Annotated in this window: 19 protein-coding genes; 13 read left to right on the forward strand and 6 right to left on the reverse strand. The window is 71.5% G+C overall.

The window, feature by feature from the left end; translation table 11 throughout:
- Positions 1 to 4: 4 nt before the first annotated feature.
- From ACH4TL_RS37170 to ACH4TL_RS37200, 7 genes are all read left to right on the forward strand, one after another.
- Complete coding sequence (locus ACH4TL_RS37170) at positions 5 to 364, forward strand: hypothetical protein (protein WP_398328024.1); 360 nt, start codon at positions 5 to 7, stop codon at positions 362 to 364.
- Positions 361 to 756, forward strand: coding sequence for a GPW/gp25 family protein (locus tag ACH4TL_RS37175; RefSeq protein ID WP_398328027.1), 396 nt, complete (start codon positions 361 to 363; stop codon positions 754 to 756). The genes ACH4TL_RS37170 and ACH4TL_RS37175 overlap by 4 nt, the downstream gene beginning before the upstream one ends.
- The gene (locus ACH4TL_RS37180; RefSeq protein ID WP_398328030.1) at positions 753 to 3896 is read left to right on the forward strand and encodes a putative baseplate assembly protein; all 3144 of its coding nucleotides are present in this window, start codon (positions 753 to 755) and stop codon (positions 3894 to 3896) included. Before ACH4TL_RS37175 ends, ACH4TL_RS37180 begins: the two co-directional genes overlap by 4 nt.
- Positions 3893 to 7699 carry a putative baseplate assembly protein gene (locus ACH4TL_RS37185; protein WP_398328033.1) on the forward strand — a complete coding sequence of 1269 codons (3807 nt, stop codon included), beginning with the start codon at positions 3893 to 3895 and terminating at the stop codon, positions 7697 to 7699. Before ACH4TL_RS37180 ends, ACH4TL_RS37185 begins: the two co-directional genes overlap by 4 nt.
- A complete protein-coding gene (locus tag ACH4TL_RS37190; RefSeq protein ID WP_398328036.1) occupies positions 7696 to 9918 on the forward strand; it encodes a hypothetical protein in 2223 nt (740 codons plus the stop codon). Before ACH4TL_RS37185 ends, ACH4TL_RS37190 begins: the two co-directional genes overlap by 4 nt.
- Before the next feature lie 64 nt (positions 9919 to 9982).
- Positions 9983 to 11563, forward strand: coding sequence for a DUF6519 domain-containing protein (locus tag ACH4TL_RS37195; RefSeq protein WP_398328039.1), 1581 nt, complete (start codon positions 9983 to 9985; stop codon positions 11561 to 11563).
- Between the two features lie 86 nt (positions 11564 to 11649).
- Positions 11650 to 12531: a peptidoglycan-binding protein gene (locus ACH4TL_RS37200; RefSeq protein WP_398328042.1), complete on the forward strand. Its 882-nt coding sequence runs from the start codon at positions 11650 to 11652 to the stop codon at positions 12529 to 12531.
- 355 nt (positions 12532 to 12886) lie between these two features.
- On the opposite strand, the gene ACH4TL_RS37205 is transcribed toward ACH4TL_RS37200, so the two are convergent.
- The 4 genes from ACH4TL_RS37205 to ACH4TL_RS37220 all read right to left on the reverse strand — a co-directional run bounded on the left by ACH4TL_RS37205 (position 12887) and on the right by ACH4TL_RS37220 (position 16299).
- Positions 12887 to 13738 carry a putative RNA methyltransferase gene (locus ACH4TL_RS37205; RefSeq protein ID WP_398328045.1) on the reverse strand — a complete coding sequence of 284 codons (852 nt, stop codon included), beginning with the start codon at positions 13736 to 13738 and terminating at the stop codon, positions 12887 to 12889.
- Between the two features lie 167 nt (positions 13739 to 13905).
- Positions 13906 to 14088, reverse strand: a complete 183-nt coding sequence (locus ACH4TL_RS37210) for an LPXTG cell wall anchor domain-containing protein (RefSeq protein ID WP_398328048.1) — start codon at positions 14086 to 14088, stop codon at positions 13906 to 13908.
- A gap of 145 nt (positions 14089 to 14233) precedes the next feature.
- Positions 14234 to 15376: a glycoside hydrolase family 76 protein gene (locus ACH4TL_RS37215; protein WP_398328051.1), complete on the reverse strand. Its 1143-nt coding sequence runs from the start codon at positions 15374 to 15376 to the stop codon at positions 14234 to 14236.
- 134 nt (positions 15377 to 15510) lie between these two features.
- On the reverse strand, positions 15511 to 16299 hold the full coding sequence (locus ACH4TL_RS37220) for a DeoR/GlpR family DNA-binding transcription regulator (RefSeq protein WP_398328054.1): 789 nt from the start codon (positions 16297 to 16299) through the stop codon (positions 15511 to 15513).
- Between the two features lie 233 nt (positions 16300 to 16532).
- Here ACH4TL_RS37220 and ACH4TL_RS37225 point away from each other — a divergent pair, with 233 nt between their 5' ends.
- The 6 genes from ACH4TL_RS37225 (at position 16533) to ACH4TL_RS37250 (ending at position 23938) form a co-directional block, all read left to right on the forward strand.
- Positions 16533 to 17906: an extracellular solute-binding protein gene (locus tag ACH4TL_RS37225; protein WP_398328057.1), complete on the forward strand. Its 1374-nt coding sequence runs from the start codon at positions 16533 to 16535 to the stop codon at positions 17904 to 17906.
- 22 nt (positions 17907 to 17928) lie between these two features.
- Positions 17929 to 18873 carry a carbohydrate ABC transporter permease gene (locus ACH4TL_RS37230; RefSeq protein WP_398328060.1) on the forward strand — a complete coding sequence of 315 codons (945 nt, stop codon included), beginning with the start codon at positions 17929 to 17931 and terminating at the stop codon, positions 18871 to 18873.
- 3 nt (positions 18874 to 18876) lie between these two features.
- Positions 18877 to 19698, forward strand: a complete 822-nt coding sequence (locus ACH4TL_RS37235; protein ID WP_398328063.1) for a carbohydrate ABC transporter permease — start codon at positions 18877 to 18879, stop codon at positions 19696 to 19698.
- 171 nt (positions 19699 to 19869) lie between these two features.
- Positions 19870 to 20235, forward strand: a complete 366-nt coding sequence (locus tag ACH4TL_RS37240; RefSeq protein ID WP_398328066.1) for a bifunctional 3-phenylpropionate/cinnamic acid dioxygenase ferredoxin subunit — start codon at positions 19870 to 19872, stop codon at positions 20233 to 20235.
- Between the two features lie 170 nt (positions 20236 to 20405).
- Positions 20406 to 21527: an aromatic ring-hydroxylating dioxygenase subunit alpha gene (locus ACH4TL_RS37245; RefSeq protein WP_398328069.1), complete on the forward strand. Its 1122-nt coding sequence runs from the start codon at positions 20406 to 20408 to the stop codon at positions 21525 to 21527.
- 47 nt (positions 21528 to 21574) lie between these two features.
- Positions 21575 to 23938, forward strand: a complete 2364-nt coding sequence (locus ACH4TL_RS37250) for an FdhF/YdeP family oxidoreductase (RefSeq protein WP_398328072.1) — start codon at positions 21575 to 21577, stop codon at positions 23936 to 23938.
- On the opposite strand, the gene ACH4TL_RS37255 is transcribed toward ACH4TL_RS37250, so the two are convergent.
- Positions 23926 to 24726, reverse strand: a complete 801-nt coding sequence (locus tag ACH4TL_RS37255; RefSeq protein WP_398328076.1) for an IclR family transcriptional regulator — start codon at positions 24724 to 24726, stop codon at positions 23926 to 23928. The genes ACH4TL_RS37250 and ACH4TL_RS37255 overlap by 13 nt on opposite strands.
- Before the next feature lie 99 nt (positions 24727 to 24825).
- Entirely contained in the window at positions 24826 to 25698 is an 873-nt protein-coding gene (purU, locus tag ACH4TL_RS37260) for a formyltetrahydrofolate deformylase (RefSeq protein ID WP_398328079.1), read from the reverse strand.
- Positions 25699 to 25789 lie beyond the last annotated feature (91 nt).

Here is a 25789-nt window from a genome sequence, read left to right on the forward strand (position 1 = left end):
GACAGTGCCAACCGGCAATCACGGGAATCTCGTCAACCACACCGCCACCATCAGCTGCCCGCACGGCGGACGAGCACAGCCGATGTCCGTCCCGCCGTCCGGAAGCGTGCTGCTCGACGGACAGCCCGTGCCGGCCGCCGCCGACGCCTACGTCGTCATCGGCTGCCCGCACACCGTAGACGGGCTCCCCGTGCCGTGCGCCACCGTCCGGTGGATCCCGGACCGCGACGGCGTGCTGGTCGACGGCCGACCCGTGCTGCTCGACAGCACCCCCGCCCAGTGCTTCACCGCAGCGATGGTGCCCCAGGGACCCCCGGTCGTGGCCGCCACGCGCGACGGACGACAAGGAGTGGTGTGCCGATGAGGGCACGAACATCGCGACGAACATCGCGTACGGACATCGCGTTCCCGTTCAGGGTCGACCGCCGCGGGCGCACCGCGCACGCGGACTACGACGACCACGTACGGGATCTGATCGGGCAACTGCTGTTCACCAGCCCCGGCGAGCGCGTCATGCGGCCCGACTTCGGATGCGGGCTGCTGGACCTGGTGTTCACACCCAACAGCCCCGAGCTGGCCTCCGCCCTCGAACTCTCCGTGCAGGCCGCGCTCCAGCGCTGGCTCGGCGAACTGATCGACGTGGAGGCGCTGGACGTGGTGAGTGAGGAGAACGTCGTGCGGGTCCATCTGCGGTACGTGGTGCGCTCCACCGCGAGCCTCCGCGACGAGGTGTTCGAGGGGAGGGGCGCCGCATGACCCCGCACACGCCGACGAGACGACACCGCGTCCGCGCCGCCCACCTCAACGGCATCGACGCCGTCGAAGTGGCCGACGACGGCCTCACCCTCACCGTCTCCTTCCTCGGCAAGGCCCCGCACGGGCTGTGCGCCGAGAACGTGCGCATCGACGGCGGACGCCGCGTCACCGATATCACCGTCGACGAGATTTCCGTCGAGCGCGAGGACGATCCCGAACTCGACGACAAGCTGTACGTGACGCTCGACCGCACCGGGGACACCTCCCCCTACTGGCTCGCCCTCGTCGAAACCGACCCCTTCGGGCGCCCGGGCGACGAACCCTTCCCCGGCTTCGACCAGCGCTACTACCACGCCGAGTTCCGCTTCCGGCCCGACTGCCCCACCCCCTTCGACTGCAAGGACGAAGACCAGAACCCTCCGGCCACCGTCGCGCCCGCCCCCGTCATCGACTACACCGCCCGCGACTACGACACCCTCCGCGCGGCCGTCCTCGACCGGCTCCGCCTCACCACCCCCGACTGGATCGAGCGCAACGCCGCCGACCTCGGCACCACGCTGGTCGAACTCCTCGCCTACACCGCCGACCAGATCAGCTACCACCAGGACGCCGTCGCCACCGAGGCGTATCTCGACACCTCGCGCCGCCGCGTGTCCGTACGCCGCCACGTCCGGCTCATCGACTACCCCATGCACGACGGCTGCGCCGCCCGCGCGTACATCGCCGTCGAAACCGCCGAGCGGTTGACACTGCGCCCCGGCACGTACCGCTTCGCCGCCATCGACGTCCGTACGCTCGCGCCGCGCGACCGGCCCGAGATCGGCACCGTCATCGACGACCGCGACCTCGCCGTGCTGGACGAGCGCGGCTCGGTGGAGGTCTTCGAACCCGTCTCCGCCCGCCCCCTGCGGCTGCGGCCCGCGCACAACGCGATCCGCCTGTGGACCTGGGGCGACGAGGTCTGCTCGCTGCCGAGGGGCGCGAGCGCCACGACGTTACGCGACGAGTGGACCGACGACCGCTGCGAGGAACGGGCCCTCGACCTGCACCCCGGCGATCTGCTGCTCTTCGAGGAGGTCCGCGGCCCCTGCTCCGGCACCCCCGGCGACGCCGACCCGGCTCACCGGCACGCCGTACGCCTCACCTCCGTCACCCCCGCCGTCGACCGGCTGGCCGAACAGCCGGTGCTGGAAGTCACCTGGGCCGAGGCGGACGCGCTGCCCTTCCCCCTGTGCCTCACCACCCGCGCCGGTACGCACTGCGCGCCCGTCGAGGACGTGACCGTGGCGCGCGGCAACGTGGCGCTCGCCGACCACGGCCGCTCGCTGACCTGGGGCTGCGAGCCGGGCATACCCGAGACCGTCACCGTGCCACCGATACCCCCCGCCGCCGGGTCCTGCGCACCGCCCGCCTTCGGCTGCTTCGACAGGGACGCGGGCAATGAGCCCGCCCGCCTCATCGGCTCCCTCCTCGACACGACCCGCCACGTCGGGCAGCTCACCCCCGCCGACGTGACCGCACTGTTCACCGTCATCGGCCAGGACCCGACCGAACGCGCCGGGCTCGGCCTGGAGCGCGCCGGGCAGAGGCAGGAGCGCGTCGTGCCCGGCACCGCGTACGCCCAGGCCGAGGCGCTCAGGACACTGCTGGCGCAGGGCCTCTACCCCGGCATCGTGCCCCGCTTCCGCCCGGTGCTCCAGCGCTCGCCCGTCGCCCAGACCGTGCCGTTCCCCGACCCGCGACACATCGCCGCGGGCCAGGCCGAGCGGCTGGCGGCCATCCCCGACCGGGTCGGGCACCGCCTACTGGAGCTGTGGCGCAGCGCCCGTGACCACGACGGGCTCTCGGACGACGAGACGGGCGAGCTGACCGTGCTGTTCGGGCTGCGGCTGCTGGAACGGCTGGAGCTGGCCCGCCACCCGGTGCGCACGCTCCGCGAACTGCTGCACCGCTCCGACCAGTTGCTCGCCACCAAGCGGCGCCGCCTCGCCGTGCTGACCGCACGCGCCGGGGCGGGCACCGTACTCGACCCGCACATCGCCTGGGAGATCAGCCACAGCTGGGGGCGCGCGTACGCACACGGGCTGCACCCGGACGATCCGGCGCTGCACGGCCCCGCCACCGCGCTCACCCCCGACCCCCGGGACGCGCTCCCGGCCGTACGCATCACCGAGGGGGACACCGTGTGGTCCCCGCGCCGGGATCTGCTCGCATCCGGCCCCCGCGACCGGCACTTCGTCGGCGAGCTGGAGGACGACGGCCGTATCGCGCTGCGCTTCGGAGACAGCCGCCACGGCGCCAAGCCGACCCCCGGGGCCCGGCTGCACCTCCACTACCGGCTCGGCGGCGGCACCGCGGGCAACGTCGGCGCCGAGGCCATCAACCACCTCGTGCTCTCCCGTGACCCCGACGACGCGGACGCCGGAGAGCCGATGCCCGTCGCCGGCGTACGCAACCCGCTGCCCGCCGTCGGCGGCACCGAACCCGAACCCGTCGAGCAGGTACGCCAGCTCGCCCCGCTGGACCTCAAGCGGACCCGGCTGCGGGCCATCACCGCCGAGGACTACGCGGCGCTCGCCGCCGAACTCCCCGGCGTACAGCGGGCCGCGGCCGAGATCCGCTGGACCGGCAGCGTGCAGGAAGCGCACATCGCGATCGACGCGTACGGGACCGGGACACCCCGGCAAGCCCTGCTCGACTCCGTCGCGCACGCCCTGGCCGCGTACCGCCGGATCGGGCACGACCTGGTCGTCGGGCCCGCCCAGCCCGTACCGCTGGACATCGCCGTCGAGGTGTGCGCCGCGCCCGGCCATCAGCACGGGCAGATCCTGGCCGAGCTGTACCGGGTGCTCGGCAGCCGCCCGCTACCGGGCGGACGGCTCGGCTTCTTCCACCCCGACGCGCTCACCTTCGGCGAACCGGTCCGCCTCAGCCGTCTGGTGGCCGTCGCCGCGGCCGTGCCCGGGGCCGAGAGCGTGACGGTCACCCGGCTGCGGCGGATGTTCCACCCCGACGACGGAGAGAGGGAGGCAGGCGTGCTGCGGCTCGGCCCGCTGGAGGTCGCCCAATGCGACAACGACCCCGACCGGCCGGAGAACGGCCGCATAGAGATCACCCTGAACACCGGAGGTGCCCGATGAGCGGCACCTGCGCCTGCGGCTGCGGCGGCCACGACGAACGCCACGCCCCCGACGCCCTCTACAACCCGCCCGGCCGCACCGCCCTGGACTACCGGGTCGGGGAGTACGGCTCCTTCCTCGCCGCCATGCTCGACCGGCTCGCCTCGCCCGCCTACCCCGCGCTGCGCGGCCTGACCGTCCGCACCCCCGACGACCCGGCCGTCGGACTGCTGGACGCCTGGGCCGTCCTCGGCGACCTGCTGACCTTCCACTCCGAGCGGATCGCCGACGAGGGCTATCTGCGCACCGCGAACGAACACCGCTCGCTCGCGCTCCTCGGCCGCCTCGTCGGCCATGTGCCCCGCCCGGGCGTCGCGGCCGACACCGACCTCGCCTACACCGTGGACCGCGACCCGCGCGCCGAGGACGTCCTCGTCACGATCCCGCGCGGCGCCATCAGCCACAGCGTGCCCGCCGCCTCCGACGAGGAGTCGCACACCTTCGAGACCGACGAGGACCTGACCGCCCACTGGTCCTGGAACGAGCTGGCGGTACGGCGACGCCGCCCCGCCCTGCTCACCCCCGACGACCTGAAACAGCGCTCCGAACTGCTCGTCTCCGGGACCTCCACCGGGCTGACCACCGGCGACCAGCTCCTCTTCGTCTTCGCGGGCTCCGGCGACGGCACCCCTGGGCAGCGCCTGCTGCTGCCCGTATCCAGGATCCGTACCGACCGGGACGACGACGTGACCGCCATCGGACTGCCGCAGTCCCCGCCCGCCTCCTTCAAGGAGCTGGTGGACGAACTCCGCCAGTGGATCGCCCCACCGGAGGGGGACCCGGACACCAGCGACCCCGAACCCACCCCCGACCACCCCAACCCCCGCCCCCTCAGCAGACTGATCGAGGAGTTCGACAGCCAGGTCCTCAGCCCCCTCCGCGCCGACCTCGACGACATCACCCGCCCCGCCCAGCTCGCCCGCAGGCTCGCCGAACCGCACGCCCGGCTGGCGGAGGCGCAGGTGCTCGCCACCCCGTACGAGGAGGTCGCGGCCTGGTTCGAGCGGCTGGAGGCGGTGATCGGCGAACTGGCCGGGCGCGCCGAGGAACTGGAGGCCGCCCAGCCCGCCCGGACCGGCGCCCGCTCCCAGCTCATCCACGACCGCCCGGAGGAGACCGGCACCGGTGCTGCCCCGGCCGCCCTCCGCGCGCTCGGCGCCGTACTCCCCGCCCTGCGCACCAGCGTCGTCCGGCCCCCGTCCGGGGCCGCGCCCGCCGGGCACCTCCTCGCGCCCGGCTCCGATCTCGCCCCGCGGCTCCTGGCCGCCCTCGACCCGCGCCTCGGTCCCGGGATGTACGCCGCCTGGCGGCGGGCCGCCCCGCCGCGGCAGGCCACCGTCCTGCTCCGCGAGCTGCTGGCGATGCGGGTGACCGCCGCGCCCTTCGGCGCGACCGCGCCGCTGAAGGCCGTGCAGGACGACCGCGGCCGCGTCGTCCGGCAGGTCGACTGGCCGCTCACCGGCGGCGCGCTGACCAGCATGCGCGTCGTGTACGACACCGCGGGCAAGGTGCCGGTGAAGGCCGAGTTCCAGCACACCGAGACCGGCACCTCGGTGCAGCGCAGCGAGAACCTGCCGCAGAACGAGACGTTCGACCTGCCGCCCGGCCGGATCGAACTGTCCACCCGCACCGGCCAGGACCACGACCTGAGCTGGCTGAGCCGCCGCCCCGTGGACACTCAGGAGCCCGGCGTCACCACCAGGCTGCTGCCCGGCCTGCCCGCGTACACCCTGTTCGTCTCCCGCCCCGCCGAGGACGGCCGGGTGCACATCGCGGTGGAGGTGGACAGCGGCGAGTCCCCGCAGTGGCGGCTCGCGCGCGGTGAGCAGAAGCAGGTCCCCCTCGGCCGGTACGAGCTGACCATCCGGTACACCCCGGGCAGCGAGCCACCGGCCGTCGAGATCGGCATCGCGACCGTCCCCGAGCCCGCCGACCGCCACGTCCTGGCGCTCGACTCCGTCCAGAGCGGCATCACGGTCGGCAGCTGGGTCGCCATCGAGCGGCCCCGCAAGGGCGCGGAGGGCGGGGTGCCCGGTGACAAGAAGCTGGCGTTCGTCACCACCCGGGTCACCGCCGTCCGCACCGCCGCGTACACCAACTACGGCATCACCGGCCGGGGCACCGAACTCACCCTCGCCGACCCCTGGCTGGACGAACACGACGTCGTCCTCTCCGCGATCCGTGACACCACCGTGCACGCGGGCGGCGAACCGCTCCGCCTCGCCGACGAGCCGCTGGGTGAGGACGTGCACGGCAACGAGCTGGAACTGGCCGAGCTGTACGAGGGGCTGCGCCCCGGCCGCCGCATCGTCGTCTCCGGCGAGCGCACCGACCTCCCGGGTTCCGCCGCCATCCGCGGCACCGAACTCGCGGTCGTCGCGGCCGTCGAGCAGCGCGTCGCCCCCGACCTGCCCGGCGACCACGTCCACACCGTCCTCACCCTCACCGCCGACCTCGGATACCGCTACCGCCGCGACACCGTCCGCGTACAGGGCAACGTCGTACCGGCCAGCCACGGCGAGAGCCGCGACGAGCCCATCGGCAGCGGCGACGCCACCCGCGCCAACCAGACCTTCGCGCTCTGGCAGTCCCCGCTGACCTGGCTGCCCGACGGCAACCCGCTGGGCGCGTCCCCCGCGCTGGAAGTCCGGGTGGACGGGCTGTTGTGGCACCGGGCCGACAGCCTCGCCGGGCGCGGCCCGCGCGAGCGGATCTACGTCACCGGGACCGCCGCGGACGGCCGTACGACGGTGACCTTCGGCGACGGTGTCCACGGCGCCCGGCTCCCCACCGGACACGACAACGTCCGCGCCCGCTACCGTTTCGGCACCGGCGGCCCCCACGGCGCGGCCAACGTCGCCGCCGACCGCATCACCCAGCCCCTCACCCGCCCCCTCGGCGTCACCGCCGTCACCAACCCCCGGCCCGCCACCGGCGGAGCCGTGGGCGACGGACCCGGCCTCACCCGCCGCAACATCCCGCTCGCGGTCTCCGCTCTCGACCGCCTCGTCTCCGTCCAGGACTACGAGGACTTCGCCCGCTCGCGGGCGGGCATCGGCCGCGCCCACGCCGCCGAACTCCACGACGGGCGGCGCACGGTGCTGCACGTGACGGTCGCCGGAGTGGACGACGTGCCGATCGCCGATGACGCCGAGGTGTTACGCGCACTGCGCGCCTCGCTCACCCGGTACGGCGACGCCCGGCTCCCGGTCCGCGTCGAGTGGCGCGAACTCGTGCTCCTGCTGCTGGTCGCGCGGGTGAAAGTGGCGCCCGACCACACCTGGGCGCTCGTCGAACCCCGTCTGCGCGCCGCGCTGCTGGCGAAACTCGGCTACCCGGGGCGGGAGCTGGCCCAGCCCGCCAGGCTCTCCGACGTCCTGGCCACCGCACACGCCGTGCCCGGCGTGGACTACGTCGACGTCGACGCCTTCACCGGCGTCCCCGCCTCCAGCACCCCGGCGGAGCTGGCCCGGCTGGCCGAACGGCTCACCACACCCGGCTCAGCCGTCCCCGCACGGAGCGCCGAGTACGCCGAGGACACCTACCGCGTCACCGCGGCCGACGGCGAGACGCTGACCGACATCGCGGCCCGCGGCGGCATCACCCTCGCCGAACTGCTGCGCCTCAACCCCGACATCACCGACACCGCCCGCCTGTCCAAGGGCCGCTCGGTGTTCGTCTTCCGCGGCATCAGGCCCGCACAGTTCGCGCTGCTGACGCCCGATGTCCCGGACACGCTGATTCTGACGGAGGTCACATCATGAGCAGGGAGCCGGACGGGCTCGCCGAGCTGCTCCCGCAATGGCACCGGCTCCGGGACGCCGAGGCGGGCGAGCCCTTGCGCGCGCTGCTCGCGGTCATCGCCGAGCAGGCCGACCTCGTACGCGACGGGGTCGAGCAGCAATACGAGGACTGGTTCGTGGAGACCGCGGCCGACTGGGTGCTGCCCTACCTCGGCGACCTGGTGGGCTACCGCCCGCTGCCCGGCTACGAGCGCGTGCTCGCCACCGGCCTGCGCGACGGCGGACGCCCCGACGCCTCCCGGCGGCGGCTGGCGGAGGCCCTGGCCCCGCGCCGGGACGTCGCCGCCACCGTCGGCCACCGGCGCCGCAAGGGCACCCTCGCGCTGCTGGAGGAGCTGTCGGCATCGGTCGCCGGATGGCCCGCACGCGCCGTCGAGCTGTCCCGGCTCGTCGCCCACCAGCAGCCCGTCAAGCTGCTCACCGGCGCCCACGACGCCGATACCAACCGGCTTTCCCGCGGCCGCCTCGCCGACCTGCGGGACGGCTCGGCGCTCGACCTCGCGGGCGGCCCCTTCGGCGCCGTGGCCCGCTCGGTGGACGTACGGCGCGCCGACTCCCGGCGCACGCAAGGCGGTTACACCCCCGCCGGGGTCGGTCTCTTCGTGTGGCGGCTGAAGCCGTACCACGTGACGCGGGCGCCCGCGTACTGCATCGACCGGGCCCGCAACCTGTACACCTTCTCCATCCTCGGCAACGACACCCCCCTGGTGACCCGGCCGGAACCGGAGCCGTCGGCATCCCACATCGCCGCCGTCGACAACGTCCCCGCGTACATCCGCCGCAGGCAGCTCGCGGACCGGCTCGCCGACTACTACGGCCCCGGCAAGTCCTTCGCCATCTGGCGCGACGGACACGAGGATCCCGTACCGCCGTCGGACCTGGTCGTGGCCGACCTGACCGACTGGCGCTACCGCCCCAAGCGCGGACAGGTGGCCGTCGACCCGGTGCTCGGCCGGATCGCCTTCGGCTCGCGCTCCGCGCCACGACAGGGCGTCTGGGTGACGTACCACTACGCCTTCGCCGACGACATCGGCGGCGGCGAATACCCGCGCGACGACCGCGAGAACCCTCCCGCCCGCCGCCCGACCACCACCCCTCATGGAAGCCCTCCGGGCAGCCCCCTTTCCTCAGCCGAGATCTACCGGGTCGGTCCCGGGTGCGCCTACCAGCGCATCATGGACGCCTACGGGCAGTGGCGGAACGACCGCCGGGCCGGGCGCTGCGGACCCGAGGGCATCATCGAGATCACCCACAGCGGGGCCTACCAGGAGCAGCTGGACTTCGACCTCGCCCCCGGCGACCGCCTTCAGGTGCGCGCCGCCGAGGGCACACGGCCGGTCATCCGGCTGCTCGACTGGTACAGCAACCGGCCCGACGCGCTCAACATCCGGGCGCCCGAGGAGAATTGCGAGACCGGCCACCCGCCACGCATCGTGCTGGACGGGCTGCTCATCGCCGGGCGCGGAATCAACGTCACCGGCCCGGTCGGCACCGTCGTACTGCGCCACTGCACCCTGGTGCCCGGCTGGTCCCTGGAGCCGGAATGCGAGCCGCGCTCCCCGGACGAGCCGAGCCTGGTCCTGGAGCGCACCACCGCGTGTGTGCAGATCGAGCGCTCCATCCTCGGCACCATCGAGGTCATGGGCGACGAGGTGCACACCGACCCGCTCGCCCTCCACATCCGCGACAGCATCCTCGACGCCACCGGTCACGACCGACCCGCGCTCGCCGCCCCGGACTGCCGCCACGCACACGCCGTGCTGCACGCCCACCGCACCACCGTCATCGGCGAAGTCCACACGCACGCCGTGTGGTTGGGCGAGAACAGCATCTTCACCGGCCGGATGCACGTGGCCCGGCGCGGCATCGGCTGCCTGCGCTTCGCTTACGTACCCCCGGGCTCGCGCACCCCGCGCCGCCACCGCTGCCAGCCGGACCTGGTGGGCGCCGACGAGGCGTGGCGGGTACGGCCGCACTTCAGCGGCGAGCGCTACGGGACACCGGTGTACGCGCAACTGGCCGCCGGATGCGCCGACGAGATCCGCAGGGGCGCGGAGGACGGAGCCGAGATGGGCGCCTTCCACGACCTCTACCAGCCGCAGCGCGCGGACAGCCTGCGCGCCCGCCTCGCCGAGTACGCACCGGCCGGAACCGACGCGGGAGTCGTCTACGTGACCTGACGCCGAGCGCCCTCAGCGCCTTCTACGCCAAGCCTTCACGAACCTTCGAGGGGGACCCCTTCCGATGCACGCAGACCTCTCCCGCGTCACCTTCCGGCCCGAACGGCACTACTCGGCGGTCGTCGCCCAGCAGGGCCGCGTCCAGCTCGACGCGGACGCCAACGAACAGACCGCCATCCAGCTCCAGCAGGCCCGCACCCTCGCCACCGACCTCATCGGACAGCACGGCGGCCCGGCCGGGAACACCGGCTTCAAGCTCGACTTCAAGGGCGGCAGCCGCGAACTGGACGACCTGCTCATCGGCGGTGGCCGCTACTACGTCGACGGCATCCTGGTCGACGCTAGCCGCCCGCGGCCCGACGAGGCGGTGGACGACGAGGCGGAAACGTCCGGGCCCGACGACGAGGCCGGCCCGGAGGCCGAGCCGTCGGCGCCGCCCGCCACCTGGACGTACTGGGACCAGCCGGACGCCTACCGTGACCCGGAGCGCGCGGGAGACCGGCTGCCCACCCAGTTCCCGTACCTGGCCTATCTGAAGGTGTGGGAGCGCACGGTCACCGCCGCCGAGGACCCGGCGCTGCGCGAAGTGGCCCTCGGCCCGGCGATGCCGGACACCGCCGCCCGGCTCAAGGTGGTCTGGCAGGTGCTGCCGCTGGAGGGCTCGCAGCTCGACATCGAGGACGGCCCCGGGGACCAGCGGGACCTGATCCGCAAGGCGTTCGCCGCCTGGGCCGCCACCGCCGGGGCCCCCGCCTCCAGGCTCGCCGCGCGGGCAGAGCGGCCCGACCACGCCGACGAGGATCCGTGCCTGGTAGCACCGGACGCCCGCTACCGGGGGCCGGAGAACCAGCTCTACCGGGTGGAGATCCATGACGGCGGCCCCGCCAAGGGCGCCACCTTCAAGTGGTCCCGCGAGAACGGCTCCGTGGTCTTCCCCGTCGACGAACTCGACGGAACCTGGGTCGAGTTGGCGTCGCTCGGCGGTGATGACAAGCTCGATCTGAACGTGGGGGACTGGGTCGAGGCCATGGACAGCGCCACCATCAGCCGTGGCGAACAGCTGCCACTGCTGCGCGTGGAGGAGGTCGACCTGCCGGGCCGCCGCGTACGGCTCTCCGGCGAGCCCGAACCGGGCGTCGGACGGCGCCCCGAGCTGCATCCGTATCTGCGCCGCTGGGATCAGCGGGACGCACACCGCCGCCCCCGCAAGGGCTCCGGCGCGGCGGCTCGGCTCCGGCGCGGCGCGGTCCCGGTGGAGGAGGGCCGCTGGGTGCCGCTGGAGGACGGCGTCGAGGTGTACTTCGCCCCCGGTGGCACCTACCGGCCCGGCGACCACTGGCTGGTTCCGGCCCGCACCGCCACCGGCGCCGTGGAGTGGCCGGTCAACGCGGCCCACAAGCCGCTGCTGCGTGCGCCGGACGGAATCCAGGTGCATTACGCGCCACTCGGGTGGGTGTTCGGCGAGGGCGAGGTATCCGACCTGCGCATGACCTTCGCGCCCCTCGCCGTCCCCGTCCCGGCGGCGGACGCGGCGGCGCTGGACGCGGAGGCGCGGGCGGCGGCGCAGACCGAGGCCGCGGAGGCGGAAGGGGAGCAGGGGGCCACGGACTCCGCGGCCAAAAACCCACGCCGGTCCAGTAGTTGATGCGTCACACACCGACCGCAACTGAGTCATGCCCTCACGGCATCCGTATATGACGGATACCAGTAGCACCGAAGGAGCACTCCACCATGGCAACACCCCTGAGCGCCGACAGACTGCTCAAGGCCCTGCGCGACGAGGGCCTGACCGTCCACGAATACCGCAACTGGCGCTCGCACAACCGCAACTCCAAGGGCCCCTGGGGCCCGGTGAACGGCGTCATGATCCACCACACCGTGACGTCGGGCACCGACAGCTCCGTCGAGCTGTGCTACAACGGCCACTCCTCCCTCCCCGGCCCGCTGTGCCACGGCGTCATCGACAAGAAGGGCGAGATCCACCTCGTCGGCAACGGCCGCGCCAACCACGCGGGCCTCGGCGACAACGACGTCCTCAACGCCGTCATCAACGAGACCAAGCTGCCCACCGACAACGAGGCCGACAAGGACGGCAACGCCCGCTTCTACGGCTTCGAGTGCATCAACCTCGGCGACGGCGACGACCCGTGGCCGGAGGCGCAGAAGCTGGCTATCGAGAAGGTGTCCGCCGCCATCTGCCGCGCCCACGGCTGGAGCGAGCGGTCCGTCATCGGCCACCTGGAGTGGCAGCCGGGCAAGGTGGACCCCCGGGGCTTCACCATGAACTCCATGCGCACCCGCATCGGCAAGCGGCTCGGCGCCAAGCCCGACGGCCCGAGCCAGACCAAGCCGAAGCCCCCGGCGACGTACGAGCCCTTCCCCGGCGCCGACTTCTTCCGCAATGGCCGCGACAGCAAGATCATCACCGCCATGGGCAAGCGGCTCGTCGCCGAAGGATGCGGCCGCTACGAGGAGGGCCCGGGCCCCGAGTGGACGGACGCCGACAAGAAGTCGTACGCGGCGTGGCAGCGGAAGCTGGGCTACTCCGGCGATGACGCCGACGGCGTCCCGGGCAAGAAGAGCTGGGACAAGCTGCGCGTCCCGAACGTCTAGAGCGGTACCGAGCCGGTGCGAGCAGTCGGCCCCTCGTGGCGTGGGTTGGTCGAGACGGTGCTTTCTGCCGATCCACGGTGTCGTCGAGGCCGGTGGCGGCGGCGTGCTCATCGGAGAAAAGGAGCGAGCGGAATGGCGCACCGACCTGGACCCGAGGATCCAGGTCGTGCGCAACCTCGCGCGCGAGTACGGCGCCCATCTGCTCGCCGCCGACGACATGTTCGCCGAACTCGCCGCGATGTCCGGCCGGAGCACTGGTCCGCGGACGGCGTACACCCGACGCCGGCCGGTCACGTCGCACTCGCGGCGGCCTGGCTGCGCCTGGTCAGGTGTGCGGCTGAGAACTACGGCTGGCTCATGGTCGCCGGGCCCGGAAGACGGTGGCCAGCACGGAGACGGTGACCCGGTCGGGCAGGAAACCGCCGTCGGCCAGGTCTGAAGGGGCCCGGTGGCGTGCGCTCGGGGTCATCCCCACCAGGTCGAGGGCCCCCTGCTCGGTCAGGGGCAGGGGGTACTCGACCTGTTCGGTGACGGCGGCCTCGAAGCAGGGGTTCAGCGCTTGGCGCAGGCGCTGTTCCTTGGCCGGATCGACCGTGACCATCGCGGGCAACCCATGTAGCTCGGCCAAGTGGCGCCTGGTGGGACGTACGACGATCAACCGGCCGGTCGGGCGCAGCACTCGGCGGAACTCGGACGGGTTGCGCGGGGCGAACACGTCCAGCACGACGTCCGCCGCCCCGTCGGCCAGCGGGAAGGGGCGGAAGACGTCCCAGGTCGCCGCCGCGGCTCGGTCATGGGCTCGGGCAGCCGAGCGCAGCGCGCGCACCGAGGTGTCCAGTCCCAGGCCACGGGCGCCCGTCAACTGGTCGAGCACACCGGCCAGGTAGTAGCCCGTGCCGCATCCCACGTCCACGACCGTGCCCCGTTCGGGCACGTCGTCGGACGCCAGACGGGCCACGACCTGTCGGATGGGTTCATAACCGCCGGTGGACAGGAAGCGAGCCCGGGCCCGGACCATGGGCGCGTCGTCGCCGCTGGTGGCGCGGCTGCCCGTCAGCAGGCTGACGTAGCCGTGGCGGGCGATGTCGTAGGTGTGACCCGCCGGGCAGCGCAGTGCGCCGCGGTCGGGGTGGAGCCGGGCACGGCACTTCGGGCAGCGCAACAGGTCGAGGAACGGTTCGAGGGCAGGGCGGAGCAACGCGGGCATGGGGCACTCCTGGCAACGGTGACGGGAAGGGACCGTGCCCGCGCGCGGGGGATGTGGTTCACGCCGCGGGCACACCAAGGAGGGCGATGCCGTTCGGCAACGCCCTCACGGTCTTCCGGTCAAAGGAAGTTGCAGTGCGGGATGCTCATGAATGCCACGCCGCAAGTCTACGAGGCCACTCCGGTGCTCTTGCGGCGCTTGCGGATCACGAATACCGCGACGAGTACGAGCAGCAAGCCGACGATGGCCGCGAGAACCATGTTGCTGGCGTTCTTCAGTCCCGCGGCGATCCCGATGCCGACCAGGAGTAGGAGTGGCAGTACGGTCGAGCAGGCCGCCCCCACTGCCACCGGAGGCCGACCCAGGGGCGTCCCCCGCCGTCGCCTGACGGCGTGCCGTCAGCTGTCCAGCTGACGAACAACCGGCAGCCGGCGCCCCGCGCCGCCCGCCCGGAGGGGCGTGGCAGCGCGGGGCGCAGCGGGGTGGGGGAGCGGGTCAGAGGACGGAGACCAGGAGCGAGACCGCCGACTCCTGGCGGCCGATCGACGCCTTGTCGAACGGTCCCGCCCAGCTCTGTCCGTACTGGTTCTCGCCGTTCCGGTCGTTGGCGTAGGCCGACTTCGCCTGCGCCTCGAGGTAGCTCCGGTAGGGATGCCCGGGGAGGGCCCGGTCGAGTTCGCCGAGGTTGCGCGCGAAGATGCCCTTGAAGGCCGTCCCGTCGAATTCGCAGTTCCCGGCCGCCTCGCAGGGTTCGGTCAGGATGCCCTTCGGCGACAGCAGCGGGCTGGCGATCACGGCGTCGGCGATCTGCCGGGCGGTGGTGAGCATGCTCCCGTCGCCGGTGGCCTTGTACAGCTCGACGAGGCCGCCGAGGACCACCCCCTGGTTGTAGCTCCAGGTGGTGCCGCCGTTGTTGGCGCAGCCGCCGCTCTGCGTGGTCAGGCCGTCGTTGACGAGGTGGTCCTTATTGATCATCCCGCTGTTCCTGAACCAGTTCCACGCTTCGAGAGCATGGTTCAGGTACACCTTGTCGCCGGGGATCCGGTTGTGCAGGGACGCGGCGAGCTTGATGTACAGCTCGATGCTGATCGCGTTCTTGTAGGTCTTGGTCGGGATGTCCCACCAGATACCGCCGCCACAGGTGTCGTCCCAGTAGCCGCGCATATAGGCCTCGTCCAGCTTGGCGATGTTCAGGTACTGCTTGTCGCGCGTCAGGTCGTACATGCGGGTCATGGCCAGCGCCCACCAGCCGGTGTCGTCGGTGGAGTCGGCCCGGAACTCCCCGCCGCCCTGCGGCCACCACTCCAGGGGCTTGCGCTGCTCGGTGATGGTGTTCTTGACCTCGGGCAGGTACTTCCGTGAGCCGGTCCTCGTCATGTAGTCCAGCAGCGCCTGGAGGGCGTTCCCCGACTGCCACCAGGGTGCATCGGGATTCCAGCGGCCGGTCTTCTGGTCGTAGAAGCCCATCATCGCGTCGACGGCCGCGGAAGCCTTGGCGCGGGCGGTGGGGGCGATGGGGGCGGAGGGGGCGGCCTGCGGGGCGCCCTGGGCCGGTATGGCGGTCGCGAGCAGGGACAGGACCACACCGCAGGCGGCGACGACCGCGGTGGTCCATATTCTTCGGGCCCGTCTGTGCATGTCGGGAACTCCTTGCGTGGTGAGCGGCACTGCTCCTAGGGAGTGGGGGGTCGGCGGAGGGGGAGGAGGACGGCGCGGGTGCGCCTTTCAGGGGATGCGGGCGGGTGACCCGCGTACGGGCCGCCGGGACGGCCTCACGCGGTGATCACCTCGCCGCCCTTCTGCCGGAAGAACTCCAGCGTCCGGGGGTCGGCTCCGGAGGTGGTGACGAGGACGTCGACATCGGAGAGGGAGCACAGGCGCAGGCTGCCCGTACCGGGGAACTTGGTCTCGGTGGCCACCAGCGCCACGCGGTCGGCGACCTCGATCATGGCCTGTTTGATGGGCGCCTCGACGGCCATGTTGTCCACGACGTGGCCGCTGCGGCGTACGCCCGTACAGCTCAGGAACAGCAGGTCGGCGCTGATCTGCCGGAGGGCCGTCTCGGTGAGCGAGCCGACCAGTGACTGGTAATTGCGGCGCAGTACGCCGCCGAGCATGACCAGCCGTACGGTGTCGTCGTCCCGCAGCTCGTCCAGCACGGCCACATTGCTGGTGATCACGGTGACCGGGCGGCCGCGAAGCCGACGGGCGATCATGGCGGTGCTGGTGCCGATGTCCAGGACGACGACGCTGTCGTCCGCCACGAGGTCGGCGGCGCGCGTGGCCATGGCCTCCTTCATCGCCATGTCGTGGGCTGCCGAGACGTCGAACGGCTCCTCGTCGTCGGGTTTCTCCGCCGCGGCCTGCGCGCTGGCGCTCAGCGACAGGGCGGCGCCGCCGTAGGTGCGTATCAGTTCGCCGTCGCGGTCGAGCAGCGTCAGGTCGCGGCGGATCGTCGACTCGCTGACCTGGAGCCGCTCGGCCAGCTCGCGCACGGAGGCCACGCCTCCCGTCATCCGGAGGGATTTCACGATCTTGGCGTGCCGTTTGCTCGGAGTCACGCGCTGAAAGTAGCACCGAGATGACTGACTTCGGTCATGGAGAAAAGTAAACAAGTGCTTTACTGACCGACTCTTGTCATAAGCGAATCCACCTGCTCATAGTTGAGCACCTTGACGGCAACGCGCAGCATGCGCGATATGCCCGAATCGCCCCTGGGGGCCCCGGCCGGCACCCCGGCATCCCGCACCCCGCTCCGCCCCCACCGCGGCCGAGAAACACAGGAGAACCACCCATGAGCGACAAAACACGTTATCGTCGCCTCGCCGCGGCCACCCTCACCGCCGCGTGTCTGACCGCCGCGGCGGCCTGCGCCCCGGGCGGCGACAGCGGTTCGTCGAAGGGCCCGGACAGCGCGAGCCCGGTCTCCACCGACCCGGCCAAGGCCGGAAAGGTCACGCTCACCGTGTGGGACCAGAACACCGATACCGGGACCGACGCCTCGACCAAGGCGCTCAACGCGGCGTTCATGAAGAAGTACCCGAACGTCACCATCAAGCGCGTCTCCCGGTCCTTCTCCGACCTCAAGACGACGCTCAAGCTCGCCCTGTCCTCGGCCAACCCGCCGGACGCAATCCAGGCCAACCAGGGCTACCCCGACATGGGCGCCTTCGTGAAGGCCAAGCTGCTCCAGCCCGTCGACCGCTACGCCAAGGCCTACGGCTGGTCCACTGCCTATCCCCAGCAGCTGCTCGACCTCAACAAGTTCTCCTCCGACGGCAAGACCTGGAAGACCGGCAACCTGTACGGCGTCTCCCAGACCGGCGAGATCATCGGCGTCTACTACAACAAGGCCAAGCTGAAGTCCCTCGGCATCGCGCCCCCGGCCACGCTCGCCGAGTTCCAGAGCGCCCTCGCCAAGGCGAAGGCCGCCGGTCAGTTGCCTGTCTCCTACGGCGACTCCGACAAGAGCCCGGGCATCCACCTCTTCGGCGTCGTCCAGGCCCTGACCGCGGGCAAGGCCGAGGTCCGGAACCTGGTCTTCGACCAGGGCAAGGCGAAGTGGACCGGCTCCGGCACCGTGAAGGCCGCCCAGATCCTCCAGCAGTGGGCCAAGAAGGGCTATCTGACGCCCGGCTTCAACGGCCAGAGCGCGGACCAGGCCGCCTCCGCCTTCGCCGCGGGCAAGTCCGCCTTCCTGGTGGACGGCACCTGGCAGCAGGCCACCCTCGCGCAGAAGATGGGCGCCGGGAAGGTCGGCTTCACCGCACTGGCCCCGTCCTCCGGCGCGACCCCGCTCACCCAGGGCGGCGAGGGGCTGGCGTGGGCCGTCACGTCCAAGTCCCGGCACCCCGACGTGGCCGCCGCGTACATCAACTTCCTGGTCGACGCGGGCGGCATGAAGGTCTCCGCGGACAAGGGCAACCTCCCCGCGCTGCCGCCCCCGTCGTGGAAGCCCGCCGAGGGCACGGTCCACGCCGACATCCTGAAGGAGTGGAAGGCCGTCAGCCAGAAGGACGGACTGCTGCCGTACCTCGACTACTCCACCCCGACCTTCTACGACACCCTCACCGCCGCGGTGCAGGAAGTGACCGCGGGCCAGCTGAGCCCGGCGAAGTTCGGCCGGACGCTCCAGTCCGACTACTCCTCCTTCCAGCAGAGCAGGTAGGACCGCGAGCGGAAACGAACCCATGGCAGTCACCACGCCCCGCACCCCCGCGCACAAGCGCCCGGCCGAAGCGCCCCGACGGCGCCGCCCGGCCGGGCGGCGCGGCCGCATCCAGGCGAAGGGGTACCTCTACCTCCTGCCCGCCTTCACCGTCCTCGCCGTCTTCCTGCTGGTCCCGCTCGGGCAGCTGGTCCAGATCTCCCTGTACCACTGGGACGGCCTGTCCGGCTCGACCTGGGCCGGTCTCGCCAACTACACCGAGATCGCGCGGAGCCCCCAGCTGCGCGCGAGCTTCGTCCACTCCCTGGTGCTCATCGTCTTCTACGCGGTCATCCCGACCGCGCTGGCGCTGATGCTGGCCGGGGTGACCACCCGCGCGGCACGGCTGCGCGGCGCGTCCTTCTTCCGCGCCGTGATCTTCCTGCCCCAGGTCGTCGCCATGGTCGTCACCGCCACCGCGTGGACGGCCATCTACGCGCCCGACGGCGTGCTCAACACCCTGCTGCGGACCATCGGCCTGAAGTCGGTCACCCGCGCCTGGCTCGGCGACTTCGGCACCGCCCTCCCGGCCGTCGGCCTCATCGGCACCTGGCTGGAGATCGGCCTGTGCCTCGTGCTGTTCATCTCCGGGATCGGCCAGATCCCGCGCGAGCTCTACGAGGCCGCCAAGGTGGACGGCGCCGGAGCGGTCCGGGAGTTCTTCGCCGTCACACTGCCCGGACTGCGCGGCCAGATCACCGTGGCGCTCACCCTCACCGTCATCGCCGCGCTGCGCACGTTCGACCTGGTGTACATCACCACCCACGGCGGCCCCGGCGACTCCACCAGCCTGCCCGCCTTCGAGGTGTACAACCGCGCCTTCAGCACCGGCCAGGTCGGCTCGGCCTGTGCCATCGCCGTGGTCCTGACGCTGATCATCCTGCTGGTCACCTACGCGATCACCAAGCTCCAGCCCAAGGAGGACTGACCGGTGATCTCCCGGCGTGAACGCGCTCTCAGCTACGCGATCCTCATCGTCTTCGCGGCCCTCGCCACGCTGCCCCTCATCGGCGTGCTGACCTCCGCGCTCGCCCCGCGCAGCCAGTCCTCCGCGTCCTTCAGCTGGCCGGACCGGCTCGACTGGAGCAACTTCTCCGCGGCCTGGGCCGAGGGCCACTTCGCCACCTATCTCGCGTCCAGCGTGCTGGTCACCGTGAGCGTGGTGCTGCTCACCGCGTTCCTGGCGATCCTGGCCGGGTACTCCTTCGCACACTTCACCTATCCGTGCCGCTCCCTGCTCTTCTACATCACCCTGATCGGCCTGATGGTGCCGCCCGAGGCATTCGTCATCCCGCTCTACTTCAATCTGCGGTCCCTCGGCCTCACCGACTCGTACTGGTCGTTGATCCTTCCGCAGACCGCCCAGTCCCTGGCCTTCGGCGTCTTCTGGATGCGCAACTACTTCCGCTCGGTCCCCTCCAGCGTGATCGAGGCGGCCAGACTCGACGGGGCCTCCGACTGGCGGGTGCTGTGGCAGATCCTGGTGCCGTCCGGGCGACCGGCGCTGGTCACGATGGCCATGCTCGTCTTCATGTGGACGTGGAACGAGTTCCTGCTGCCGCTCGTCATGATCACGGACGAGAGCAAGCGCACCGCGCCGCTCGGCCTGGCCTTCTTCCAGGGCGAGCACACCACGCAGTTCTCCCTGCTCGCCGCCGCGTCCGTGATCGTGGCCCTGCCGGTGGTGATCCTCTATGTGTTCCTCCAGCGGCACTTCATCTCGGGAATGCTGTCCGGGGCCGTGAAGGGATAGTCGGCCCGACCGCGAAAGCCCAGGTCAGCTCCAGGAATCCGCGTTCCGTGAGCGGGCCCGCGGACGACGCCCGCGGGCCGCCCAGGCGAATCCTTGACAGGGCATGGGTGCGACTTCACACTGGCGTTGCGCGCTGCGCACTCCGTTTCGTAATACGCACCAAGGTGGTCAATGATGATTCCTGTGTGCCGTCTCGACGATGTGCCGCGAGGCGACTCGGTCCGGCTCGAGTTCGACCCGCCCGTCGCCGTGTTCCACACCGAGGACGGCGAGGTGTACGCGATCGACGACACCTGTACCCACCAGGACGCCTCGCTCGCCGACGGCTGGGTGGAGGGGTGCTGGGTCGAATGCCCGCTGCACGCCTCGAAGTTCAACCTGCGCACCGGCGGGGTGGACGCCCCGCCCGCCCGGCGCCCCGTCCGTACCCACCAGGTCCTGGTCGAGGACGGCATGGTCTACCTCGAGCTGTCCGACGCCATGCCGAACCTCCCGGCCGCCTGCCCCGCCGCCCGGCTCGCCAGCGGAGCGGTGTGAGGAGTATGGCGCTCGGCCTGGGCGCAGGCATCCTGCGCCCAGGCTCTGTTGCGTAATACGCCGACTGTTGCACAATGGGGAACGCGTCATCGCGAACCGCCGATGACGGCCCGACGCGCGACGCCCGGCGGACCAGGCGTGTGCGTCTGACATCTCCTGAGGTGACATCGATGACCACCACCAGTGTGTCCCCGAGCCTGATCTCCACGCTGTCGGGGGAGTTCTACACCGATCCCGAGATCTTCGCGGCGGAGCAGGAGCGGGTTTTCGAGGCCATGTGGTTCTGTGCGGCCCGGGCCTCCGAACTGGACAAGCCGGGGAGCTTCCGCACCTGCCAGGTGGGCCGGGAGAGCGTGCTGATCTCCCGCGCCCGGGACGGTTCGGTGAAGGCGTTCCTGAACATCTGCCGGCACCGTGGCGCGAAGCTGTGCACACAGGAGTCGGGCGAGGTCAAGCGGGCCTTCCAATGCCCCTATCACGCCTGGACCTACGGTCTGGACGGAAAGCTGGTGGCGGCGCCGAACCTGACGTCGATGCCGGACATCGACCGGGTCGGATTCGGGCTCATCAAGGTCCATGTCCGGGAATGGCTGGGGTATGTGTGGGTGTGCCTGGCCGACAACCCCCCGTCGTTCGAGGACGAGGTGATCGGTGCCGTGGTCGAGCGGCTGGGCGACGCCGAGTCCATCGAGAACTACGGGATCGACGGGCTGCGGCTGGGGCGCCGGATCACGTACGACGTGCAGGCCAACTGGAAGCTCATCATCGAGAACTTCATGGAGTGCTACCACTGCGCGACGATCCACCCGGAGCTGACGGAGGTGCTGCCGGAGTTCGCGGACGGGTTCGCCGCGCAGTACTACGTGGGCCACGGCGCGGAGTTCGGCGAAGAGGCCAAGGGATTCACGGTCGACGGCTCGGAAGGGCTGGACCGCATTCCCACGGTCGCCGAAGAACAGGACCGCCGCTATTACGCGATGACGGTCAGGCCGCAGGTGTTCATCAACCTCGTGCCCGATCACGTGGTCTTCCACCGGATGTATCCGCTGGCCGCCGACCGCACGGTGGTCGAGTGTGACTGGCTCTACCTCCCGCACGTGGTGGACAGCGGTGCGGACGTGGAGCGTTCGGTGGAGCTGTTCCACCGGGTGAATCAGCAGGACTTCGACGCGTGCGAGCGCACCCAGCCTGGGATGGCGTCCCGGGCGTACACCAAGGGCGGTGTCCTGGTGCCCAGCGAGCACCACATCGGTGAATTCCACGCCTGGCTCCAGGCCCGGCTCGGCGCATAGCGAGCACGTCCCACCCGGCACCACACCGATACGAGGAGCAGGCCGTCATGGCACGCAAGGCGCCGCGCGAGGACCCCGGCGAGGACGGACTGGAGGTGTCGGCGCCCAAGGACTGGGCCGCCGGGATTCCCGCGGTGACCCATGCGCTGCGCATGGGGTACGACCAGATGGGGGTGCGGCGCACCGCGCTGACCCTGCTGAAGGTCAACCAGAAGAACGGCTTCGACTGCCCCGGCTGCGCCTGGCCGGAGGGTGACCACCGCAGCGCGGCCGAGTTCTGCGAGAACGGCGCCAAGGCCGTCGCCGAGGAGGCCACCGTCCGCCGGGTGACGCGGGAGTTCTCCGCCGCGCATCCGGTGGGCGAGCTGGCGGGCCGCAGCGACTACTGGCTGGGCCAGCAGGGCCGTCTCACCGAGCCGATGTACAAGCCCGCAGGATCCGACACCTATGTGCCGGTGTCCTGGGAGGCGGCGTTCGACGTCGTCTGCCGGGAGCTGAGGGCGCTGCGAAGCCCCGACGAGGCAGCCTTCTACACCTCGGGCCGCACCTCCAACGAGGCCGCCTACCTCTATCAGCTCCTGGTGCGGCAGTACGGGACCAACAACCTGCCCGACTGCTCCAACATGTGTCATGAGTCGAGCGGTTCGGCGCTCACCGAGACGATCGGCATCGGCAAGGGCAGCGTCAGCGTCGACGACCTGTACCGCGCCGACCTGATCTTCGTCGTCGGGCAGAACCCCGGCACCAATCACCCGCGGATGCTGTCCGCGCTGGAGAAGGCCAAGCGGCGCGGCGCGCGCATCGTCGCGGTCAACCCGCTGCCCGAGGCCGGGCTGATGCGCTTCAAGAACCCGCAGAACGCCCGGGGTGTCGCCGGGGGCGGCACGGCCCTGGCGGACCGGTTCCTCCAGATACGGCTCGGTGGCGACCTGGCGCTCTTCCAGGCGCTGTCACGGCTTCTGCTCGACGCCGAGGACGCCGCCCCCGGCACCGTCCTGGACCACGACTTCATCACCGCGCACACCGACGGCTTCGACGCCTGCGCCGAGCAGCTGCGCAAGCTCGACTGGGACGACGTCGCCGAGGCCACCGGACTCGCGCGCGAGGACATCGAGGCCACCGCGCGTGACGTCCTCTCCGCCCCGTCGGTCTCGGTGTGCTGGGCCATGGGGCTGACCCAGCACAAGCACTCGGTGCCCACCATCCGCGAGGTGGTGAACTTCCTGCTGCTGCGCGGCAACATCGGCCGTCCCGGCGCCGGAGTGTGCCCGGTGCGCGGCCACTCCAACGTCCAGGGCGACCGGACCATGGGCATCTACGAGAAACCGGCGCCGGAATTCCTCGACGCGCTGCGGGACGAATTCGGCTTCGACCCGCCCCGCCACCACGGCTTCGACGCGGTGGAGACGATCCGGGCGATGGGCACCGGCGAGGTGAAGGTGTTCTTCGCCATGGGCGGCAACTTCGTCTCCGCCGCCCCGGACACGGGCGCCACCGAGCGCGCCCTGCGCAACTGCCGCCTGACCGTACAGGTCTCCACCAAGCTCAACCGCTCCCATGCCGTCTGCGGCCGGGAGGCCCTCATCCTCCCCGTTCTCGGCCGCACCGAACGGGACCGGGGACCGGACGGGGCGGATCGTTTCGTCACCGTCGAGGACTCGATGGGGATGGTGCACGCCTCGCGCGGCGGGCTGGCGCCCGCCTCACCGCGGCTGCTCTCCGAGCCCGCCGTGGTGTGCCGACTGGCCCGCGTCCTCTTCGGACCGGACGGCGACGTGCCGTGGGCGGCCTTCGAGGCCGACTACGACACCGTCCGCGACAGCATCGCCCGGGTCGTGCCCGGCTTCGACGACTTCAACACCCGGGTGCGCCACCCCGGCGGCTTCACCCTGCCGCACGCCCCGCGCGACGAGCGGCGCTTCCCCACCTCCACCGGCAAGGCCAACTTCACGGTCAACCCGCTGGAGGTGCTCCGGGTGCCGCCGGGGCGGCTGCTGCTCCAGACGATGCGCAGCCACGACCAGTACAACACCACCATCTACGGCCTCGACGACCGCTACCGCGGCATCCGCCGCGGGCGCCGGGTGGTCTTCGTCCACCCCGACGACCTCGCCGAGCGCGGCATCGCCGACGGCGCCCTGGTGGATCTCGTCAGCGAATGGGCGGACGGCTCGGAGCGGCGGGCGGAGGCCTTCCGCGCCATCGGCTACGACACCCCCCGCGGCTGCTGCGCGGCCTACTTCCCCGAGGCCAATGTGCTCGTCCCACTCGGCTCGGTGGCCGACACCTCCAACACACCGACGTCCAAGAGCATCGTGGTCCGGCTGGAGGGACACACGGCACGCTCCGACGGGGAGGCGCAGGCGGAACCGGCCCGCGGCTCAGGGCCCGGCCGGGCTCAGCCCGCGTAGCCCATGCGGTGGCTGATCTCCTCGGCGCCCTCGACCAGCACGGGCGCGAGCTCGGGGATGCGTTCCTCGGTGAAGCGGTAGGCGGGGCCGGAGGCGCTGACGGCGGCGACGACCTCGCCGTCTCCGGACCGGATCGGGGCCGCCATGGCGTGCAGCCCGATCTCCAGTTCCTCCAGCGTCACCGCGTACCCGCGCTCGCGCGTCTCGGTGAGGTTCTTCTCCAGCTTGGTCCTGGCGGTCAGGGTGCGCGGCGTCAGCTTCTCCATGCCGGACGCCTTGAGCGCCGCGGCGCGCTCCTTCGCGGACAGGTGGGCCAGCAGGATCTTGCCGCTGGACGTGGCGTGCAGCGGGGTGAGCTGCCCCACCCACCGGTGGGTGCCGACGGCGCCCGGGCCGCGCACCTGGTAGAGGTTGACCGCGTAGTGCTCCCGCAGGACGGCGATGTTGACGGTCTCGCCGATCTCCTCGGCCAGCCGCTCGCACACCGGCCGCCCCTGCTGGGTGATGTCGAGGCGGCCCATGACCGAGCCCGCAAGCCGCACGATCCCGAAGCCGAGCCGGTACTTGCCCCGCTCGGCCGCCTGCTCGACCAGACCGCGTGCCTCCAGCGCTCCGAGCAGGCGGAACGCGGTCGACTTGTGGACCTCGATCTCGGCGGCGACCTCGCTCACGCCCGCCTCGCCGCGCTGGGCGAGGATCTCCATGACGCTGACGGCACGGTCGACGGACTGCACCCCGGTCCCCGGCGGGGGACGTGTCGTTCCACCATCTGCCGTGTAGTTGCTCATAACGCAACTATACGTGCAGGTGAGCGCCGGTCCCGCCGGTCAGGGGCCACCGGAGGGCGTTGCTCGCCGGAAGCCGGTGGCGCCCTCGGAGTCCGGTCCTCAGCGGAAGACGACCGTGCGGTTGCCGTTGACCAGCACCCGGCTCTCGCTGTGCCACTCCACGGCGCGGGCGAGCACCTGGGCCTCGACGTCGCGGCCCATGGTGACCAGCTCGTCCGGGGCGCGCGAGTGGTCCACGCGGACCACGTCCTGCTCGATGATCGGGCCTTCGTCGAGGTCGGAGGTGACGTAGTGGGCCGTGGCCCCGACCAGCTTCACCCCGCGCTCATGCGCCTGCACGTACGGCCGCGCGCCCTTGAAGCTCGGCAGGAACGAGTGGTGGATGTTGATCGCCCGGCCGTCGAGCTGCTTGCACAGGTCGTCGGAGAGGATCTGCATATAGCGGGCGAGGACCACGAGGTCGACGTCCAGCTCGTCCACCAGCCGCAGCAGCCGCGCCTCCGCCTCGTGCTTCGTCTCCGGGGTCACCGGGATGTGGTGGAAGGGGATGCCGTAGTTCTCGGCCAGCGGCTCGAAGGTGCGGTGGTTGGAGACGATCGCCGGGATCTCGATCTTTAGCTGGCCGGTGGACTTGCGGAACAGCAGATCGTTCAGGCAGTGGCCGAACTTCGACACCATGAGCAGCGTGCGGGTCGGCGTCGTCGCGTCGTGCAGCTGCCAGCTGATCCGGTGCGCCTCGGCCACCGGACCGAAACCGGCCCGCAGGTCCGGAAGGGAGACGTCCGGGTCCAGGACGTCGAAGTGCACCCGCATGAAGAAGCGGTCCTGCCGCCGGTCGTCGAACTGCTGGCTCTCCAGGATGTTGCCGGAGTGGCTGACGAGATAGCTGGCCACGGCGTGGACGAGCCCGGCCCGGTCCGGGCACGAAAGGGTGAGGACGAACTCGCGGCCGGGCTGCGGACGAGGAGACATGGCATCCTCCGTTGGTGCGTATGGCGCAACGTTGTGGGTGATGCGCAACATGGTCCAGTGCGGTGGCCGGGCGGTCAAGGGGTCTTCCGCG

The organism is Streptomyces sp. NPDC021115, assembly GCF_044333065.1.
Taxonomy (GTDB): domain Bacteria; phylum Actinomycetota; class Actinomycetes; order Streptomycetales; family Streptomycetaceae; genus Streptomyces.

What these genes read in the sequence shown, in the direction of transcription:
- ACH4TL_RS37175 (WP_398328027.1), top strand. Translation starts at nt 361, where the DNA reads ATGAGGGCACGAACATCGCGACGAACATCGCGTACGGACATCGCGTTC.
- ACH4TL_RS37180 (WP_398328030.1), top strand. Translation starts at nt 753, where the DNA reads ATGACCCCGCACACGCCGACGAGACGACACCGCGTCCGCGCCGCCCAC.
- ACH4TL_RS37185 (WP_398328033.1), top strand. Translation starts at nt 3,893, where the DNA reads ATGAGCGGCACCTGCGCCTGCGGCTGCGGCGGCCACGACGAACGCCAC.
- ACH4TL_RS37190 (WP_398328036.1), top strand. Translation starts at nt 7,696, where the DNA reads ATGAGCAGGGAGCCGGACGGGCTCGCCGAGCTGCTCCCGCAATGGCAC.
- ACH4TL_RS37195 (WP_398328039.1), top strand. Translation starts at nt 9,983, where the DNA reads ATGCACGCAGACCTCTCCCGCGTCACCTTCCGGCCCGAACGGCACTAC.
- ACH4TL_RS37200 (WP_398328042.1), top strand. Translation starts at nt 11,650, where the DNA reads ATGGCAACACCCCTGAGCGCCGACAGACTGCTCAAGGCCCTGCGCGAC.
- ACH4TL_RS37205 (WP_398328045.1), bottom strand. Translation starts at nt 13,738, where the DNA reads ATGCCCGCGTTGCTCCGCCCTGCCCTCGAACCGTTCCTCGACCTGTTG.
- ACH4TL_RS37215 (WP_398328051.1), bottom strand. Translation starts at nt 15,376, where the DNA reads ATGCACAGACGGGCCCGAAGAATATGGACCACCGCGGTCGTCGCCGCC.
- ACH4TL_RS37225 (WP_398328057.1), top strand. Translation starts at nt 16,533, where the DNA reads ATGAGCGACAAAACACGTTATCGTCGCCTCGCCGCGGCCACCCTCACC.
- ACH4TL_RS37230 (WP_398328060.1), top strand. Translation starts at nt 17,929, where the DNA reads ATGGCAGTCACCACGCCCCGCACCCCCGCGCACAAGCGCCCGGCCGAA.
- ACH4TL_RS37240 (WP_398328066.1), top strand. Translation starts at nt 19,870, where the DNA reads ATGATGATTCCTGTGTGCCGTCTCGACGATGTGCCGCGAGGCGACTCG.
- ACH4TL_RS37245 (WP_398328069.1), top strand. Translation starts at nt 20,406, where the DNA reads ATGACCACCACCAGTGTGTCCCCGAGCCTGATCTCCACGCTGTCGGGG.
- ACH4TL_RS37250 (WP_398328072.1), top strand. Translation starts at nt 21,575, where the DNA reads ATGGCACGCAAGGCGCCGCGCGAGGACCCCGGCGAGGACGGACTGGAG.
- ACH4TL_RS37255 (WP_398328076.1), bottom strand. Translation starts at nt 24,726, where the DNA reads ATGAGCAACTACACGGCAGATGGTGGAACGACACGTCCCCCGCCGGGG.
- purU (WP_398328079.1), bottom strand. Translation starts at nt 25,698, where the DNA reads ATGTCTCCTCGTCCGCAGCCCGGCCGCGAGTTCGTCCTCACCCTTTCG.